Genomic DNA, 17,677 nt, shown 5'->3' on the forward strand with positions numbered 1-17,677 from the left:
GGGCCGCGACCGGCCCCTAGCCGGTCAGCCGCGCCAGCGCCGCTTCCGGCGCCAGCTCCTCACGCTGGCCGGTGCGGCGGTTCTTGAGCTCGATCTTGCCGGCGGCCACGCCTTTGGGGCCGACGATGAGCTGCCACGGCACCCCGATCAGGTCCATGTCCGCGAATTTCGCGCCGGGCCGCAGGTCGCGGTCGTCGTAGAGCGCCTCGACGCCGGCGGCGCCCAGCCGCGCGTAGAGATCGGCGCAGGTCTTCGACACCGCGCCGTCGTCCGCCTTGAGGCTGATCAATCCGACCTTGAACGGCGCCACCGATTCCGGCCACACGATGCCGGCATCGTCGTGGCTGGCCTCGATGATGGCGCCGACCAGGCGCGAGACGCCGATGCCGTAGGAGCCCATCTCGACGGTGATCTGCTCGCCGCCGGGGCCGGCGACGACGGCGTTCATCGGCGCCGAGTACTTGGTGCCGAAATAGAAGATGTGGCCGACCTCGATGCCGCGGGCGGACAGCCGCTGGTCCACCGGCACCTCGGCCTCGAACTTCGCCGCGTCGTGCTTCTCGTCGGTGGCGGCGTAGAGCGACAGCCATTCGTCGACCAGCGGCTGGAGCTCGCCGGTGTAGTCCACGCTCCGGCCGAGGATGTCCTTGTCGACCAGCCCCTTGTGGCAGAACACAGCGCTCTCGCCGGTGTCGGCGAGGATGATGAACTCGTGGCTGAGGTCGCCGCCGATCGGCCCGGTGTCGGCCCGCATCGGGATCGCCTTCAACCCCATGCGCGCGAAGGTGCGCAGATAGGCCACGAACATCCTGTTGTACGAGCGGATGGCGCCGGCCTTGTCGAGGTCGAAGGAGTAGGCGTCCTTCATCAGGAACTCGCGGCCGCGCATGACGCCGAAGCGCGGGCGCACCTCGTCGCGGAACTTCCACTGGATGTTGTAGAGGTTCTTCGGCAGGTCGCGGTAGCTCCTCACGCCCTCGCGGAAGATCGTCGTGATCATTTCCTCGTTGGTCGGTCCGAACAGCAGCTCGCGCTCGTGCCGGTCCTTGAAGCGCAGCATCTCCGGCCCGTAGGCGTCGTAGCGCCCGCTTTCGCGCCAGAGATCGGCCGACTGGATGGTCGGCATCAGCACCTCCTGGGCGCCGGACGCATCCTGCTCCTCGCGGACGATGCGCTCGATGTTGCGCAGCACGCGCAGACCCAGCGGCAGCCACGCGTAGATGCCGGCGGCCTGCTGGCGGACCAGCCCGGCGCGGAGCATCAGACGGTGGGAGACGATCTGCGCCTCGGCGGGATTCTCGCGGAGCGTGGGCAGGAAATACTGGCTGAGGCGCATGGGTTCTCTTGATTCTCGAGGCGCGCGCGACGCTGGGCCGCGATTGCGGGTGAATTTAGGCGCCGCCGCGGGTGAACGCAAACGACGGGCCCGTGCCGCCGCCAGGCCGGTCTTTTCCCCAGGAATCGGCTCTCCGCCCGCTGGCCGGCGGCGCCGCGGGCGACCGAATATCGCGGGCGGCTTGCCGACGATCCCCGCCGTACGGGGGCGCGCGGCCGAACGGGGGACACCATGCTCGAACGAGTCTTCAAGCTGGCCGAGAACCGCACGACGGTCCGGACCGAGGTCATCGCCGGCCTCACGACGTTTCTGACGATGGCCTACATCATCTTCGTGAACCCCGACATCCTGTCGAAGGCCGGCATGCCGCGCGACGCGGTGTTCGTCGCCACCTGCCTCGCCGCGGCGATCGGCACCGCGCTGATGGCGTTCCTCGCGAACTACCCGATCGCGCTGGCGCCGGGCATGGGCCTCAACGCCTACTTCGCGTTCGGGGTCGTTCTGGGCATGAAGATCAGCTGGCAGGTCGCGCTGGGCTGCGTGTTCCTGTCCGGGCTGATCTTCCTGTTGATCAGCGTCCTGCCGATCAGGGAATGGATCGTCAACGCGATCCCGAGGTCGTTGAAGATGGCGATCGCCGCCGGAATCGGGTTGTTCCTGGCGTTGATCGCGTTGAAGGAAGCCGGGATCGTCGTCGCCCACCCGGCCACGCTGGTCGGCCACGGCAAGCTCACCTCGCTGCCCGTGCTGCTCGCGGCCGCCGGTTTCGTGCTGATCATCGCGCTCGACCACTACAAGACACCCGGCGCCATCATCATCGGCATCCTCGCGATCTCCGCCGTGTCGTGGATGCTGCCCGCCAGCGGCGCGAAGTTCGCCGGCGTCATGTCGATGCCGCCGAGCGTCGCGCCGGTGTTCCTCCAGATGGATATCGCCGGCGCGCTCGGCATCGGCCTCGTCACCGTCGTGTTCACCTTCCTGCTGGTCGACATGTTCGACAATTCCGGCACGCTGATCGGTCTGGTGCACCGCGCCGGCATGCTGAGCAAGGACGGCACCGTGCCGCGGCTCGACCGCGCCCTGGTCGCCGACTCGTCGGCCGCGGCGATCGGCGCGGCGATCGGCACGTCGACCACGACCAGCTACATCGAGAGCGCCTCGGGCATCAACGCGGGCGGCCGCACCGGACTGACGGCGCTGGTCGTGGCCATCCTGTTCCTGCTGGCGTTGTTCTTCGCGCCGCTGGCGGGCTCGATCCCGCCCTTCGCGACCGCGCCGGCGCTGCTCTACGTCGCCTGCCTGATGACCAAGGCGCTGGTCGACGTCGACTGGGAGGACATCACCGAATCGGCGCCGGCCGTCGTCACGGCGCTCGCGATGCCGTTCACCTTCTCCATCGCCGAGGGCATCGGATTCGGCTTCATCGTCTACGCCGCGATCAAGATCGCGACCGGACGGATCCTCGATCTGCATCCGGCGGTTGGAATCATCGCGGTCCTGTTCGCGATACGCTTCGCGCTATGAAGTTGGGCGCCACCCGCTCAATCGGCGGGCACCGGAAATCGTATGTCTACATACGGGTCCAAAACCACGCGGCGATTTCAAAAAAAAGCGCCCGCTCGCAAGAAAACTGCTAGGCAGCGCCCGGGGGTTGCTTTAGGAGTGCCCCGTCGGTCGGCGATGGCGCAAGCCTCGCGCCCGAGTTTGAGGGAGGACAAGCCCGGCAACGGGCGCCGCGCCAAAGAGCGCGCAAGTTTGAACGACAACGACGAGCCCGGCCGGCTCGTCGTTTTCGTTTGCGGGGGCGTCTACCAGCCGTCGCGCAGCCCGAAGACGTCGCGCGCCCAAAGGACGTACCAGACCACCCACAACGCCGCGCTGATGGCCGTCGTGATCAGCGCCTTGCGCGCCAACTCGGGCCGTTCCGGCGCGCCGCGCTCGATGCCTTTGGTCGCGGAGTCGACCCGCCGTACGCCAATCGGCAGGACGGCGAACACCACCGTCCACCAGATCACGACGAAGACGAGAATGCCCGTCGCCCAGCTCATGGGCCTGCTCCACGCGCGGGGCGGGACGATGCGCAGGCTTCAGGTCGACCGTTCATGGGCTGGCTCCGGAAGCGGCGATCAGCTTCCGCCCGCTAGATGCGGACGACGTGCACTTCCGTCAACGGCTTCTTGTCGAAGCGCGTCTTGAACACGCGCCGCACCGCGCGGCGGGCCGCCTCGGCGACGGCGGCGTCGTCGCGCGACTCCGCCCGGGTCAGGTCGGCGACGGCGGCGCGCAGCGCGTCGTTGGCGGCGGTCATCGCCTCCATGGCGGCCGCGTCGTCCTGAGCGAGTCCATGGACCGTGAGCCTGGGGGGCGCCGCGAGCTTGCCCTCGCCCGTGACCACGAGCGTGGCGACGGCGGAGCCGTGCCACAGCATCTTGCGGCGGTCGCGCAGGCCGCTGTCGCCGACATGGATGAGGCGCGTGCCGTCGCGCGCCAACCGGCCGCTGGCCACGGTGTCGACCACCGCGGCCGGCCCCGGCGCCAGGCGCACCACGCTGCCGTTGGGCGCGACCAGCGCGGTCGGGACCTGGCATTGCCGGGCCAGCGCGGCGTGCTCGACCATGTGGCGCCGCTCGCCATGCACCGGCACGGCGATCCGCGGCCGGACCCACTGGTACAGGCGGGCCAGCTCGTCGCGCGCGGGATGGCCGGAGACGTGGATGTTCGAGCCGCGGTCGGCGATCACCTCGATGCCCAGCGACGCGAGCTGGTTCTGCAGGCGTCCGATCGACTTCTCGTTGCCCGGGATGACGCGCGAGGAGAACACGACGGTGTCCCCGGCCTGGAGCCCGATGTCGCGGTTGCCGCCCGAGGCCAGCGTCGACAGCGCGGCGCGCGGCTCGCCCTGGCTGCCGGTGCAGATGAGGCACACCTTCTCGCGCGGCAGCCAGCCGGCGTCGCGCGCCGAGACCGTGTCGGGGAAGTCGAGCAGGTAGCCGTTCTCCTGCGCCGCCTCGACCATGCGGTGCAACGCCCGGCCGATCAGCACGGGGTGGCGGTCGGCGGCGATCGCGGCGCGCGCCGCGCTGTCGACCCGCGCCAGGTTCGAGGCGAAGCAGGTGATCGCCACCAGCCCCGGCCGGTCGCGGATCGTCTCCGCCAGCCGGTCGCGGACGCCCGCCTCCGACCCCGACTCGCCCTCGACGAAGACGTTGGTCGAATCGCAGACCATGGCGAGCACGCCGTCGGCGCCGAGCCGGCGCAGCGCCGCCTCGTCCGTGATCCCGCCGATCAGCGGCTCGGGGTCGATCTTCCAGTCGCCGGTGTGCAGCACCACGCCGTGCGGCGTGCGGATCGCGACCGCGTTCGGCTCGGGGATGGAATGCGTCATCGTGACGAACTCCAGCTCGAACGGCGGCAGCGACAGCCGGCCGCCGAGCGGCACGATCGTCACCGGCACCTCGTCCTCGAGGCCGGCCTCGGTCAGCTTGCGCTTCAGGACCGACGCGGCGAACGGCGTGGCGTAGACCGGGCAGCGCAAGCGCGGCCACAGGTCGGGGACGGCACCGAGATGGTCCTCGTGCGCGTGGGTCAGCACGATCGCCAGCAGGTCGGCGCGGCGCTCCTCGATGAACGCCGGATCGGGCATGAGCACGTCGAGACCGGGCGTCGAATCATCGCCGAACGTGACGCCGAGATCGAGCATCAACCACTTTCCGCGGCAGCCGTAGAGATTGAGATTCATCCCGATCTCGCCGGCCCCGCCCAGCGGCAGGAACAGCAGCTCGTCGCCTGGAACCGTCATCTCAGCGCTCTCCCCGAGCGCCCCGCGCCCCCGCAGCCATCGGCACCGTTCACGCCGCCCGCGACGGGCGGTTCCGACGCCAGATCTCGATCAGCCCATGCGACATCAGGTCGGGCTCGATCGCGTCGAACAGGCCCACTTCGTCCTTGAACACCGCCGCGAGCCCGCCGGTGGCGACCACCTTCATCGGCTCGCCGTACTCCGCGCGGATGCGGCGGATCAGGCTCTCGATCAGGCCGACATAGCCCCAGAAGATGCCTGATTGCATCGCCGGGATGGTCGCCTTGCCGATCACCTTCGCGGGCTTCTCGACGCGGATGCGCGGCAGGCGCGCGGTCATCAGGTAGAACGCCTCGATCGTGAACTCGACGCCCGGCGCCAGCACGCCGCCGGCGAAATTCCCGTCCGCGTCCGAGATGTCGAAGGTCGTGGCGCTGCCGAAATCGACCGTGATCAATGGCCCGCCGTGGCGCTTGTAGCCGGCGATGACGCCGACCAGTCGGTCCGGCCCGGCGTCCTGCGGCCGGTCGATCAGCACCTTGATTCCGAGCTCGCAGTCCGGCTCGCCGACGACCAGCAGCTTGGTGTTGAAATAGGTCTCGCACAGGCGCCGGATGTTGGGGTTCACCGCCGGCGCGGTGCTGGCGAGGATGGCGCCCTCGACCGCCTGCGGATCGACGCCCTTCAGGCGCATGAGCTGCGTTATCCACGCCGCGTACTCGTCGGCGGTGCGCTTGGCCTCGGTGCGCAGGCGCCACTGCGCGACGATGGCGTCGCCGTCGCACAGCGCGAACTTGCTGTTGGTGTTCCCGACGTCGATGGCCAGCAGCATGGTATCCTCCCGATCTCAGGCCGACGGCCGGAACACTTCGCCGGCCACGATCCGCCGCGCCGCGCCGAGCGGGGGTTGCAGCAGCAGCGCCCCGTCGTCGTCAAGCCCGGCGAAGCGGCCGCTGAGCCGCTCGGTCCCGACCGTGACCTCGACGGTGTCGCCGAGCCACGCCGCCCGCGCCAGCCAATCCGCCCGGGTACCGGCGAATCCGGCGCGCCATTGCGCCACCCGCGCGGCCAGCGCCGCGATATAGGCGCCGAGCAGCTCGGCCACCGTCCGTCCGTCGCCGAGCGCGCGCAGGGCGGCGGCCGGGTATCCACCGGCCGTCACGGCGGGCCCCGCCTCGACGTTGATTCCCACGCCGACGACGACGTGCGCCACGTTTCCATCGGCGCCCATCTCCGACTCCAGCAGGATTCCCGCGACTTTCGCGCCGTCGATCAGCACGTCGTTCGGCCATTTCAGGCGGATTTCCCGCGTCGTTGGCAAGCCGGCGACGGCGGTGTCCGCGACGGCGAGCGCCACCGCGAAGCCCAGCTGGGCGGCCCGGTCGGGCCGGCAGGCGGGGCGCAGGATCGTCGAGCTATAGGCATTGCCCTCGGGCGACTCCCAGCGCCGCCCGCGGCGCCCGCGTCCGTCCTCCTGCCGCCGCGCCGTGACGACGGTGCCTTCCGGCGCGCCGGCCAGCGCGCGCGCGGCCGCCTCGTCGTTGGTGCTGCCGATGGTGTCGAACGCGGCGACGGTCCATCCCGCGGGAAGGACCGGCGCGGTCATTGCGCGAAGAACGTCAACGCCGCCTTCTGCGCGCCCTTCAGGATCGGTTCCTGGAACAGCGGGAAGACCGGGAACAGGAACAGCGCGGAGACGCCCATCACCACGCCCATTTCGCGGTCCACCGGCCGGTCGAAGGCCGCAGCGGCGTCGTCGAAGTACATCACCTTGACGATGCGCAGGTAGTAGTAGGCGCCGACGACGGAGGCCAGCACCGCGATCGCCGCCGGGATGTAGAGGCGCGCCTCGATCGCCGCCAGGAACACGTTCAGCTTGCCGAAGAAGCCGGCGAGCGGCGGGATTCCCGCCATCGAGAACATGCAGAACATCAGCGCCAGCGCCATCATCGGCTGGCGCCGGCCGAGGCCGGCGAGGTCGGAGATGGTCTCGACCATCGCGCCGCGCCGGCGCATCGAGAGGATGCACGCGAAGGTGCCGACGCTCATCACCAGGTAGATCGCCATGTAGACGATCACGGAGCGGACACCCTCCTCCGATCCGGCCGCGAGGCCCAGCAGCACGTAGCCCATGTTGCCGATCGAGGAGTAGGCCATCAGGCGCTTGATGTTCTCCTGCCGGATCGCCGCCACGGCGCCCCACACCGACGACAGCACCGCGACCGCGACGATGACCTGCTGCCACTGCGCGAACAGCGGACGGAACGGGCCCATGACGACGGAGACCAGCAGCGACAACGCAGCGATCTTCGGCGCCACCGAGAACAGCGCCGTCACCGGGGTCGGCGCGCCCTCGTACACGTCCGGCGTCCACATGTGGAACGGCGCGGCGGAGACCTTGAACACCAGGCCCGACAGCACGAACACCAGGCCGATGACGACGCCGACCGGCGGCGTGCCGCCCTGGAACGCGGCTTTCAATCCGTAGAAGTTGGTCGTGCCGGCGAAGCCGTACACCAGCGAGGCGCCGTATAGGATCATGCACGAGGCGACCGCGCCGAGGACGAAGTACTTCACGCCCGCCTCGGTCGAGCGCGCGTCGTCGCGCTGGAAAGCCGCCACGACGTAGAGCGCCAGCGACTGCAGCTCGAGGCCGAGATAGAGCGTCATGAGGTCGTTCGACGAGATCATGACCGACATGCCGAGCGTCGCCAGCAGGACGAGCACGGGGTACTCGAAGCGCCACACGCCGGCGCGGATGAAGAACGCCCGCGACATGACGATGGCGAGCGCCGCGCCGAGGAACGCCAGCAGCTTCATCGACTTGGTGAAGGCGTCGACGAGGAAGAGGCCGTTGAACGCCGTGCCGTGCCCGCGGGCGGTGAAATCGATCTCGCGGTAGACCAGGATCATCGCCACGCCGAGGGACGCGACCGAGAGGGCCGAGACGAGGTCGGCGCCCTTGTCGCCCCGGAACACGCCGAGGATCAGCAGCGCCATCGCGGCCACCGCCAGGAAGATCTCCGGCGAGGCCAGCGCCCAGTTGTCGAGTCCGTTCATCGGCATCTTCTCACCGGCCCAGCATCGCGGTCGCCTTGGCCGCCTTCAACGCCGCGTTGTAGTCGGCGATCAGCTTGCCGACCGAGGCGTCCATAACGTCGAGGAAGGAGGACGGATAGACGCCCATCCAGATCGTCACGAGGACCAGCGGCGCGAACACCGCGATCTCGCGCGGCCCCATGTCGGTCATCGCCCGCACGTCGGCGCGGGTGATCGTGCCGAACACGACGCGGCGGTAGAGCCACAGCGCGTAGGCCGCGCCGAGGATCACGCCGAGCGCGGCCACGCTCGCCACCCAGGTGTTCGCCTTGAAGGCGCCGAGCAGCACGAGGAACTCGCCGACGAAGCCCGACAGGCCGGGGAGGCCGACGCTGGCCATGGTGAAGAACATGAACACCAGCGCGTATTTCGGCATGTTCGCCGCGATGCCGCCGTAGCGCTCGATGTCGCGGGTGTGCAGCCGGTCGTAGACCACGCCGACGCAGAGGAACAGGGCGCCCGAGACGATGCCATGGCTCAGCATCTGGAAGATCGCGCCCTCGACCGCCTGGGTGTTCATCGCGAAGATGCCGATGGTCACGAAGCCCATGTGGGCGACCGACGAATAGGCGATCAGCTTCTTCATGTCCTCCTGCACCAGCGCCACCAGCGAGGTGTAGACCACCGCGACGCAGGACAGGACGAAGACGAACGGCGTGAAGTACTCCGAGGCCAGCGGCAGCATCGGCACGGAGAAGCGCAGGAAGCCGTAGGCCCCCATCTTCAGCAGCACGCCGGCCAGGATCACCGAGCCCGCGGTCGGCGCCTGCACGTGGGCGTCCGGCAGCCAGGTGTGGACCGGCCACATCGGCACCTTCACGGCGAACGACGCGAAGAACGCCAGCCACAGCCAGAACTGCCATTCGAACGGCAGCTTGGAGCCGGCCGCCATGATCGCCTGGATGTCGGTGGTCCCGCCGGCCTTGTAGTGGAGCGCGATGATCGCCAGCAGCATCAGGACCGAGCCGGCCAGCGTGTAGAGGAAGAACTTGAAGGCCGCGTAGATCTTGTCCTTGCCGCCCCAGATGCCGATGATCAGGAACATCGGGATCAGCACGGCCTCGAAGAAGATGTAGAAGACCATGAGGTCGAGCGCGCAGAACATGCCGACCATCAGCGTCTCGAGGACGAGGAAGGCGATCATGTACTCGCGCACCCGGGTCTCGATCGCGGTCCAGCTCGCGAGGATGCAGAGCGGCGTCAGGAAGGTCGACAGGATGACGAAGAACACCGAGATGCCGTCGACGCCCATGTGGTAGGCGATGCCGTAGGCCGGGATCCACTCCATCTTCTCGACGAACTGGAAGCCGGGGTTCTTGTTGTCGAACGCGGCCCAGAGCGACAGCGACACGACGAACGTCACGACCGAGGTCGACAGCGCCGCCCAGCGCGCGTTGCGGGCCACCACCTTCTCGTCGCCGCGCACCAGCAGGCAGAAGAGCGCGCCCGCCAGCGGCAGGAACGTCACCAGCGACGGGGACGCCAGATCGCGGATCATGGCGTGGCCCCCCGCGACAGCATGTACCAGGTCACGAGCAGCGCCACGCCGATCAGCATCGAGAAGGCGTAGTGGTAGAGATAGCCGCTCTGGACCCGGCCGAGCGCGCCCGAGAGCCGGCGCGTGCCGTCTGCCAGTCCGTTCGGGCCGATGCCGTCGATGATGCCGACGTCGCCCTTCTTCCAGAACTGGCTTCCGATCCAGAACGACGGCCGCACGAACAGCTTGTCGTAGAGCTCGTCGAAGAACCACTTGTTGTAGAACAGGCGGTGGATCGCCGGGAACGCGTCGACCATCATCTTCGGCAGGTTCGCCTTCGACACGACGTAGAACCAGTAGGACAGCGCGATTCCGACGACGCCGCAGACCAGCGGCGCGACCTTCACCCAGGCCGGCGCGTTGTGCGCGTCGTGCAGGGCGTGGTGCTCCGTGAGGATCAGGATCGAATTGCCCCAGAACTTCTCGAAGCCGTCGCCGACGAACGCCGTGTAGGCGACGCCGCCCGAGATCAGCGCGCCCAGCGCCAGCACGTAGAGCGGGATCAGCATGGTCGGCGGCGATTCATGGATCGCGTGGGCGCCGTGCCCGTGGGCGTCGTGCCCATGCGCGTCATGGCCGTGCGCGTGGTCGGCGTGGCCGTGTCCGTGTGCCGCCGCGCCGCGCATCTCGCCGAAGAACGTCATGAAGATCAGGCGGGCGGAGTAGAACGCCGTCATGAACGCGCCGGCGAGACCCAGCCAGAAGGCGATGAAGCCGACCGTCGAATGGGCGCTGTAGGCCGATTCGAGAATGACGTCCTTGGAGTAGAAACCGGCGAAGCCGATGCCGTGGCCGCCGACGAACGGGATGCCGATGCCCGCCAGCGCCAGGGTGCCGACCCACATCAGCCAGTAGGTCTGCGGGATCTTGTCCTTGAGCCCGCCCATGTGGCGCATGTCCTGCTCGTGGTGCATCGCGTGGATCACCGAGCCGGCCCCGAGGAACAGCAGCGCCTTGAAGAAGGCATGCGTCATCAGGTGGAACATCGCCGCCGGGTAGGCCGAGACGCCGAGCGCGAAGAACATGTAGCCGAGCTGGCTGCAGGTCGAGTAGGCGACGACGCGCTTGATGTCGAACTGTGTCAGCCCGATCGTGGCGGCGAAGAAGGCTGTCGCGGCGCCGACCAGCGTGACGACGTCGAGCGCGACCTGGCTGTGCTCGAACAGCGGCGAGCAGCGCGCCACCATGAAGACGCCGGCGGTGACCATGGTCGCGGCGTGGATCAGGGCCGAGACCGGGGTCGGGCCCTCCATGGCGTCGGGCAGCCAGGTGTGCAGGCCGAGCTGCGCCGACTTGCCCATGGCGCCCACGAAGAGCAGCAGGCACGCCGTGGTCAGCGCCGGCACCTCGCAGCCGAGGAACGGAAAGGTCAGCTTGGCCAGCTCCGGGGCCGCCTTGAACACCGCGTCGAACTGCACCGACCCCGTCAGCAGGAACAGCGCGAAGATGCCCAGCGCGAAGCCGAAATCGCCGACCCGGTTGACCACGAACGCCTTGATCGCGGCGGCGTTGGCCGACGGCCGCTCGTACCAGAAGCCGATCAGCAGGTACGACGCCAGTCCGACGCCCTCCCAGCCGAAGAAGAGCTGCACGAGGTTGTCGGCCGTCACCAGCATCAGCATGGCGAAGGTGAACAGGCTGAGATAGGCCATGAAGCGCGGGATCGACGGATCCTCGGCCATGTAGCCGATCGAATAGAGGTGGACCATCGACGACACGGTGGTCACGACGATCAGCATGACCGCCGTCAGCGTGTCGATCCGCAGCGCCCACGCCACGTCGAACGTGTCCGAGGTCATCCAGGTGGCGATGCGGTAGGTGCCGCCGGCGCCGCCGAAGCCGACCTTGAAGAACACGTACCACGACATGGCGGCGGCCGCGCCGACCGCGAGCGTGGTCACCCATTGCGCGCCGCGGTCGCCGATCGCCCGGCCCGAGAACCCGGCGATCAACGCCGCGAGCAGCGGCAGGAAGACGATGGCTTTGACGAGGAATTCCATTGCGTCCGTCCGTCGGCGGGCCCCGGGGAGCCGCCTCAGCCCTTCATCAGGTTGATGTCTTCGACGGCGATCGTGCCGCGGATGCGGAAGTAGACCACGAGGATCGCCAGCCCGATCGCCGCCTCGGCGGCGGCCACGGTCAGGACGAACATCGCGAAGATCTGGCCGACCAGGTCGCCGTGGTGGACCGAGAAGGCCACGAGGTTGATGTTGACGGCCAGCAGCATCAGCTCGACCGACATCAGGATGACGATGACGTTCTTGCGGTTCAGGAAGATGCCGAAGATCCCGAGCGTGAACAGGATCGCCGCGACCGTCAGGTAGTGGGCCAGACCGATCTCCATGTCAGACCCCTCCCCCGGTCGGCACCTTGACGACGCTGACCACGTCCTCGCGGCGGCGCGCGATCTGGTCGGCGATCTTCTGGCGCCGCACGCCCGGCCGCGACCGCAAGGTCAGCACGATGGCGCCGATCATCGCCACCAGCAGCACCATGCCGGAGGCCTGGAACAGGAACGCGTAGTCCGTGTAGACCAGCTTGCCGAGCGCCTCGGTGTTGCCGCCCTTGGGCGTGCGGGCGCGCAGCGCCTCGGCCGCGCCCGGCGACACCGACCACGCGCCCATCGCCAGCACCAGCTCGGCGAACAGCGCCAGCCCGACGGCGCCGCCGATCGGCAGGTACTTCAGGAAGCCCTGCCGCAGCTCGGCGACGTTGATGTCGAGCATCATGACGACGAACAGGAACAGGACGGCCACCGCGCCGACGTAGACGATCACCAGGATCATCGCGATGAACTCGGCGCCCAGCAGCAGGAACAGCGCCGCCGAGTTGAAGAAGGCGAGGATCAGGTAGAGGACGGAGTGCACGGGGTTGCGCGCCGCGATCACCATGAACGCGGACGTCACGGTGACGGCGGCGAACAGGTAGAACGCCAGGGTCTGGAGCAGCGCCGGGGTCATCGCTCGTCGTCTCCGCGCTCGCGCCGGGTCAACGGTAGGGCGCGTCGGCGGCGAGGTTGGCCGCGATCTCGGCCTCCCAGCGGTCGCCGTTGGCGAGCAGTTTCGCCTTGTCGTACATCAGCTCCTCGCGCGTCTCGGTCGAGAACTCGAAGTTCGGCCCGAGCACGATCGCGTCCACCGGGCACGCCTCCTGGCAGTAGCCGCAGTAGATGCACTTGGTCATGTCGATGTCGTAGCGCGTCGTGCGCCGGCTGTCGTCCTCGCGCGGCTCGGCCTCGATGGTGATCGCCAGCGCCGGGCACACCGCCTCGCACAGCTTGCACGCGATGCAGCGCTCCTCGCCGTTGGCGTAGCGGCGCAGCGCGTGCTCGCCGCGGAAGCGCGGGCTGATCGGCCCCTTCTCGAAGGGGTAGTTCACCGTCACCTTCGGCTTGAACATGTACTTGAACGTCAGCGCGAAGCCCGAGATCAGCTCGGTCAGCAGGAACGCGCGCGCGGTGCGGTCGAGGAAGGCCATCGTTCCCGCTCCCCTACTTCGGACCCCAGCCGAACGCCACGATGGCGCCGGCCGTGAGGACCACCCACAGCAACGAGAACGGCAGGAAGATCTTCCAGCCCAGACGCATGAGCTGGTCGTAGCGGTAGCGCGGCACGGTCCCCTTGGTCCACGAGAACACGAACAGCAGCGCCGCGATCTTGAGCGCGAACCACACGACGCCGGGGATCCACGTGAACGGCGCGAACGGCAGCGGCGCGTCCCAGCCGCCGAGGAACAGCACCGCGCCCATCGCCGACAGCAGGATCATGTTGGCGTACTCGCCGAGGAAGAACAGGCCGAACGTCATCGACGAGTACTCGGTGTGGAAGCCCGCGACGAGCTCGGCCTCCGACATCGGCAGGTCGAACGGCGTGCGGTTGGTCTCGGCCAGCGACGAGATGAAGAAGATCACGAACATCGGCAGCAGCGGCAGGAAGTACCAGTGCCAGAAGCCGCCGGACTGCTGGCGGACGATCTCGCTGAGGTTCAGCGAGCCGGCGCACAGAAGGACGGTGATCAGCACGAAGCCGATCGAGACCTCGTAGGACACCATCTGCGCCGCCGAGCGCAGCGCGCCGAGGAAGGCGTATTTCGAATTCGACGCCCAGCCGGCGATGATGACGCCGTAGACGCCGAGCGAGGAGATCGCGAACAGGTAGAGGATGCCGACGTTGATGTCGGCGATCACCCAGCCGTCGTCGAACGGCACCACCGCCCACGCGATCAGCGCGGTGACGAAGGTGATCATCGGCGCGATGACGAACAGCACCTTGTTGGCGCCGCTGGGGACGATGGTCTCCTTCAGCAGCAGCTTCAGCCCGTCGGCGAACGGTTGCAGCAGGCCGAACGGCCCGACCACGTTGGGGCCGCGGCGCAGCTGGATCGCGGCCCAGATCTTGCGGTCGGCGTAGGTCATGTACGCCACGGAGACGAGCAGCGGCACCGTCACGGCCAGGCACTGGACCACGATCTTGATCGTGATCCCCAGCCAGTGGGTGTTGAAGAACTCGAGCAGGGTCATCGCCTACTCCGCCGCCACGGACGCCGGCGCCCGGCGCGCCGCCACGCACGCGGCCATCGTCGGCGAGGCGCGGCTGATCGGGCAGGTCATGTGGAAATTCCCGATCGGCGAGACGAACGGCGCGTCGGTCATGCTTCCCGCGCGGCCGAACGCGCCCCAGGCGCCGGGCGCCTGCGCGTCGATGGCGCCGAACACGGGGTTGGCCGCGACCAGCCGGCGGCGGAGTTCGTCCAGGGTGTCGAAGGGCAGCGGCTTGCCGCACGCCGCCGACAGCGCCCGCAGGACGGCCCAGTCCTCGCGCGCCTCGCCCGGCGGTTGCGCGGCGCGCTTGGCGAGCTGCGCGCGGCCCTCGGTGTTGACGTAGATGCCCGGCTTCTCGGTGTAGGCGGCGCCCGGCAGGATCACGTCGGCGCGGTGCGCGCCGGCGTCGCCGTGGTGGCCCTGGTAGACCACGAACGCCTTGCCCAGCCGCTTGGTGTCGATCTCGTCGGCGGCCTGCAGATAGACGAACTCGACGTCGCCGCCGGCGCAGCCCGCGAGGATCGCCTCGACGCCGCCCTCGGTCGTCAGCCCGAGATCGAGGCCGCCGACCCGCGCCGCGGCGGTGTGCAGCACGCAGAACCCGTTCCAGTCGTCGCGCACGGCGCCGACCGATCCGGCGAGCGTCCGGATCTCGGCCAGCACGGCGGCGCCGTCGGGACGCCGCAAGGCGCCCTGCCCGACGATGATCATCGGGTTCTTGGCGTCCTTCAGCGTCGCGAGGAACGAGTGGCCGCCGGCCGCCAGCTCCGACAGCGTGGCGGCGCCGTGGCCGAGCCGCTCGACCGGGTAGGTCAGGTCGCCCGCGACATCGCCGATCAGCCCGATCTTGGCGCGGCCGGCGAGGTGGCGCTTGCGGATGCGCGCGTTCAGCACCGGCGCCTCGAGGCGCGGATTGCTCCCCACGATCAGGATCGCGTCGGCCTTGTCGATGCCGCCGATGCCGGCGTTGAACAGGTAGGCGCCGCGCGTGGCGGCATCGAGCGCCGCGCCGTCCTGGCGGCACTCCACCCGGGTCGAGCCCAGCGACGCCATCAGCTCGCGCAGCGCGAACATCGACTCCGCGTCGCACTGGTCGCCGACGACGGCCGCGATCCTCGACCCGTCCAGCCCCTTGAGCCGGGCGGCGACGGCGTCGAACGCCTCGCTCCACGACGCCGGCCGCAGTTTGCCGCCCTGGCGCACGTAGGGCCGGTCGAGCCGCTGGCGCTTCAGGCCGTCGATGGCGTGGCGCGTCTTGTCGGAGATCCACTCCTCGTTGACGTCCTCGTTGACGCGCGGCAGCACGCGCATCACCTCGGCGCCGCGGGTGTCGACCCGGATCGCGCTGCCCAGCGCGTCGAGCGCGTCGATGGTCTCGGTCTTGCGCAGCTCCCACGGGCGGGCGTTGAAGGCGTATGGCTTCGACGTCAGCGCGCCGACCGGGCACAGGTCGACGATGTTGCCCGACAGCTCCGACGACAACGTGCGGCGCACGTAGGTCGTGATCTCCATCTGCTCGCCGCGGCCGGTCGCGCCCAGCTCCTCGACGCCGGCGACCTCGCTGGCGAAGCGGACGCAGCGCGTGCACTGGATGCAGCGGTTCATCGACGTCTTGACCAGCGGTCCGAGGTCCTTGTCGGGCACGGCGCGCTTGTTCTCGAGGAACCGGCTGCGGTCGTGGCCGTAGGCCATCGCCTGGTCCTGCAGGTCGCACTCGCCGCCCTGGTCGCAGATCGGACAGTCGAGCGGATGGTTGATCAGCAGGAACTCCATCACGCCTTCGCGCGCCTTCTTGACGAGCGGCGTGTCGGTCTTGATCACCATGCCTTCCATGACCGGCATGGCGCACGACGCGATCGGCTTGGGCGCCTTCTCCTGCTCGACCAGGCACATGCGGCAGTTGCCGGCGATCGACAGGCGCTCGTGGTAGCAGAACCGCGGCACCTCGACGCCGGCCAGCTCGCAGGCCTGCAGCACCGTGATGCCGGCCGGCACCTCGATGTCGATCCCGTCGATCCTCATCTTGGGCATGTCGACGCTCCCGCGCTCACTCGGCCGCCAGCGCCGGCGCCTTCGCCGACGCCGCGCGCGCCGCGATGCGGCGCTCCATCTCCGGCCGGAAATGCCGGATCAGGCCCTGGATCGGCCACGCCGCGGCGTCGCCCAGCGCGCAGATCGTGTGGCCCTCGACCTGCTTGGAGACGTCGTACAGCGCGTCGATCTCCTCGATCTCGGCCTCGCCCTTCACCATGCGCTCCATCACCCGCCACATCCAGCCGGTGCCCTCGCGGCAGGGCGTGCACTGGCCGCAGCTCTCGTGCTTGTAGAAATAGCTCAACCGCGCGATCGCCTTCACGATGTCGGTCGACTTGTCCATCACGATGACGGCGGCCGTGCCGAGGCCGGACGTGACCGCGCGCAGCGAGTCGAAATCCATCAGGATGTCGTCGCAGATCGACTTCGGCAGAAGCGGCACCGAGGCGCCGCCGGGGATCACCGCCAGCAGGTTGTCCCAGCCGCCGCGCACGCCGCCGGCGTGGCGCTCGATCAGCTCGCGCAGCGGGATGCCCATCTCCTCTTCGACGTTGCACGGCTTGTTGACGTGGCCGGAGATGCAGAACACCTTGGTGCCGACGTTGTTCGGGCGGCCGATGCCGGCGAACCACGCCGCGCCCCGGCGCAGGATGGTCGGCGCCACCGCGATCGACTCGACGTTGTTGACGGTCGAGGGGCAGCCGTAGAGGCCGGAGCCGGCCGGGAACGGCGGCTTCAGCCGCGGCATGCCCTTCTTGCCCTCGAGGCTCTCCAGCAGCGCCGTCTCCTCGCCGCAGATGTAGGCGCCCGCGCCGCGGTGGACGAACACGTCCATCGCCCAGCCCGAGCCGCAGGCGTCCGGCCCGAGCAGGCCGGCGTCGTAGGCCTGCCGCACGGCCGCCTTGAGCCGCATGGCCTCGTCGTAGAACTCGCCGCGGACGTAGATGTAGGCGGCGTGCGCCTGCATCGCGAAGCCGGCGATCAGGCAGCCCTCGATCAGCGTGTGCGGGTCGTGGCGCAGGATGTCGCGGTCCTTGCAGGTGCCGGGCTCGGACTCGTCGGCGTTGACGACGAGGTAGTGCGGCCGCGCGCCGACTTCCTTGGGCATGAATGACCATTTCAGCCCGGTCGGGAAGCCCGCACCGCCACGGCCGCGCAAGCCCGACTTCTTCATCTCGTCGACGATCCAGTCGCTTGCCCTTGGCGAGGATCGCGGCCGTGCCGTCCCAGGCGCCGCGCCGGCGCGCGCCGTCGAGGCCCCAGTCGTGGAGCCCGTAGAGGTTCGTGAAGATCCGGTCCTCGTCGCGCAGCATCGCCCTACTCCACCGCGCC

Annotated in this window: 14 protein-coding genes and 1 pseudogene; 1 reads left to right on the forward strand and 14 read right to left on the reverse strand. The window is 69.1% G+C overall.

All coding sequences use genetic code 11. The features are described 5' to 3' along the window. Positions 1-16 precede the first annotated feature (16 nt). Positions 17-1,336 (reverse strand): proline--tRNA ligase, encoded by a 1,320-nt coding sequence (locus tag IPK81_00255; GenBank protein QQS12780.1) that lies wholly within the window; start codon positions 1,334-1,336, stop codon positions 17-19. A gap of 231 nt (positions 1,337-1,567) precedes the next feature. Here IPK81_00255 and IPK81_00260 point away from each other — a divergent pair, with 231 nt between their 5' ends. Then, on the forward strand, positions 1,568-2,860 hold the full coding sequence (locus IPK81_00260; protein ID QQS12781.1) for an NCS2 family permease: 1,293 nt from the start codon (positions 1,568-1,570) through the stop codon (positions 2,858-2,860). Positions 2,861-3,144: 284 nt separating this feature from the next. On the opposite strand, the gene IPK81_00265 is transcribed toward IPK81_00260, so the two are convergent. The 13 genes and pseudogenes from IPK81_00265 to nuoF all read right to left on the reverse strand — a co-directional run bounded on the left by IPK81_00265 (position 3,145) and on the right by nuoF (position 17,658). Further along, a complete protein-coding gene (locus IPK81_00265) occupies positions 3,145-3,384 on the reverse strand; it encodes a DUF1467 family protein (GenBank protein QQS12782.1) in 240 nt (79 codons plus the stop codon). A gap of 92 nt (positions 3,385-3,476) precedes the next feature. Continuing rightward, positions 3,477-5,135 carry a ribonuclease J gene (locus IPK81_00270; GenBank protein ID QQS12783.1) on the reverse strand — a complete coding sequence of 553 codons (1,659 nt, stop codon included), beginning with the start codon at positions 5,133-5,135 and terminating at the stop codon, positions 3,477-3,479. Positions 5,136-5,184: 49 nt separating this feature from the next. Continuing rightward, positions 5,185-5,967 carry a type III pantothenate kinase gene (locus tag IPK81_00275; protein ID QQS12784.1) on the reverse strand — a complete coding sequence of 261 codons (783 nt, stop codon included), beginning with the start codon at positions 5,965-5,967 and terminating at the stop codon, positions 5,185-5,187. Positions 5,968-5,982: 15 nt separating this feature from the next. Then, complete coding sequence (locus IPK81_00280; GenBank protein QQS12785.1) at positions 5,983-6,741, reverse strand: biotin--[acetyl-CoA-carboxylase] ligase; 759 nt, start codon at positions 6,739-6,741, stop codon at positions 5,983-5,985. Continuing rightward, positions 6,738-8,195, reverse strand: coding sequence for an NADH-quinone oxidoreductase subunit NuoN (nuoN, locus tag IPK81_00285; protein ID QQS12786.1), 1,458 nt, complete (start codon positions 8,193-8,195; stop codon positions 6,738-6,740). The genes IPK81_00280 and nuoN overlap by 4 nt, the downstream gene beginning before the upstream one ends. A gap of 10 nt (positions 8,196-8,205) precedes the next feature. Further along, positions 8,206-9,732 (reverse strand): NADH-quinone oxidoreductase subunit M, encoded by a 1,527-nt coding sequence (locus IPK81_00290; protein QQS12787.1) that lies wholly within the window; start codon positions 9,730-9,732, stop codon positions 8,206-8,208. Then, positions 9,729-11,771: an NADH-quinone oxidoreductase subunit L gene (gene nuoL, locus IPK81_00295; GenBank protein QQS12788.1), complete on the reverse strand. Its 2,043-nt coding sequence runs from the start codon at positions 11,769-11,771 to the stop codon at positions 9,729-9,731. The genes IPK81_00290 and nuoL overlap by 4 nt, the downstream gene beginning before the upstream one ends. A gap of 35 nt (positions 11,772-11,806) precedes the next feature. Next, positions 11,807-12,115: an NADH-quinone oxidoreductase subunit NuoK gene (gene nuoK / locus IPK81_00300; protein QQS12789.1), complete on the reverse strand. Its 309-nt coding sequence runs from the start codon at positions 12,113-12,115 to the stop codon at positions 11,807-11,809. 1 nt (position 12,116) lies between these two features. After that, on the reverse strand, positions 12,117-12,731 hold the full coding sequence (locus IPK81_00305; GenBank protein ID QQS12790.1) for an NADH-quinone oxidoreductase subunit J: 615 nt from the start codon (positions 12,729-12,731) through the stop codon (positions 12,117-12,119). A 28-nt stretch (positions 12,732-12,759) separates the two neighbouring features. Beyond that, positions 12,760-13,248 carry an NADH-quinone oxidoreductase subunit NuoI gene (gene nuoI / locus IPK81_00310; GenBank protein ID QQS12791.1) on the reverse strand — a complete coding sequence of 163 codons (489 nt, stop codon included), beginning with the start codon at positions 13,246-13,248 and terminating at the stop codon, positions 12,760-12,762. Positions 13,249-13,261: 13 nt separating this feature from the next. Further along, entirely contained in the window at positions 13,262-14,290 is a 1,029-nt protein-coding gene (gene nuoH, locus IPK81_00315; protein QQS12792.1) for an NADH-quinone oxidoreductase subunit NuoH, read from the reverse strand. 3 nt (positions 14,291-14,293) lie between these two features. Continuing rightward, positions 14,294-16,342, reverse strand: coding sequence for an NADH-quinone oxidoreductase subunit G (locus tag IPK81_00320; GenBank protein ID QQS12793.1), 2,049 nt, complete (start codon positions 16,340-16,342; stop codon positions 14,294-14,296). A 16-nt stretch (positions 16,343-16,358) separates the two neighbouring features. Beyond that, positions 16,359-17,658: pseudogene (gene nuoF / locus IPK81_00325) on the reverse strand (NADH-quinone oxidoreductase subunit NuoF). Positions 17,659-17,677: the final 19 nt, after the last annotated feature.

It is taken from the genome of Rhodospirillales bacterium, assembly GCA_016699855.1.
Classification (GTDB): Bacteria; Pseudomonadota; Alphaproteobacteria; order Reyranellales; family Reyranellaceae.

Excerpts from the sequence above, each read along its gene's own strand:
- IPK81_00255 (QQS12780.1), bottom strand. The coding sequence starts at position 1,336 with ATGCGCCTCAGCCAGTATTTCCTGCCCACGCTCCGCGAGAATCCCGCC.
- IPK81_00260 (QQS12781.1), top strand. The coding sequence starts at position 1,568 with ATGCTCGAACGAGTCTTCAAGCTGGCCGAGAACCGCACGACGGTCCGG.
- IPK81_00265 (QQS12782.1), bottom strand. The coding sequence starts at position 3,384 with ATGAGCTGGGCGACGGGCATTCTCGTCTTCGTCGTGATCTGGTGGACG.
- IPK81_00270 (QQS12783.1), bottom strand. The coding sequence starts at position 5,135 with ATGACGGTTCCAGGCGACGAGCTGCTGTTCCTGCCGCTGGGCGGGGCC.
- IPK81_00275 (QQS12784.1), bottom strand. The coding sequence starts at position 5,967 with ATGCTGCTGGCCATCGACGTCGGGAACACCAACAGCAAGTTCGCGCTG.
- IPK81_00280 (QQS12785.1), bottom strand. The coding sequence starts at position 6,741 with ATGACCGCGCCGGTCCTTCCCGCGGGATGGACCGTCGCCGCGTTCGAC.
- nuoN (QQS12786.1), bottom strand. The coding sequence starts at position 8,195 with ATGAACGGACTCGACAACTGGGCGCTGGCCTCGCCGGAGATCTTCCTG.
- IPK81_00290 (QQS12787.1), bottom strand. The coding sequence starts at position 9,732 with ATGATCCGCGATCTGGCGTCCCCGTCGCTGGTGACGTTCCTGCCGCTG.
- nuoL (QQS12788.1), bottom strand. The coding sequence starts at position 11,771 with ATGGAATTCCTCGTCAAAGCCATCGTCTTCCTGCCGCTGCTCGCGGCG.
- nuoK (QQS12789.1), bottom strand. The coding sequence starts at position 12,115 with ATGGAGATCGGTCTGGCCCACTACCTGACGGTCGCGGCGATCCTGTTC.
- IPK81_00305 (QQS12790.1), bottom strand. The coding sequence starts at position 12,731 with ATGACCCCGGCGCTGCTCCAGACCCTGGCGTTCTACCTGTTCGCCGCC.
- nuoI (QQS12791.1), bottom strand. The coding sequence starts at position 13,248 with ATGGCCTTCCTCGACCGCACCGCGCGCGCGTTCCTGCTGACCGAGCTG.
- nuoH (QQS12792.1), bottom strand. The coding sequence starts at position 14,290 with ATGACCCTGCTCGAGTTCTTCAACACCCACTGGCTGGGGATCACGATC.
- IPK81_00320 (QQS12793.1), bottom strand. The coding sequence starts at position 16,342 with ATGCCCAAGATGAGGATCGACGGGATCGACATCGAGGTGCCGGCCGGC.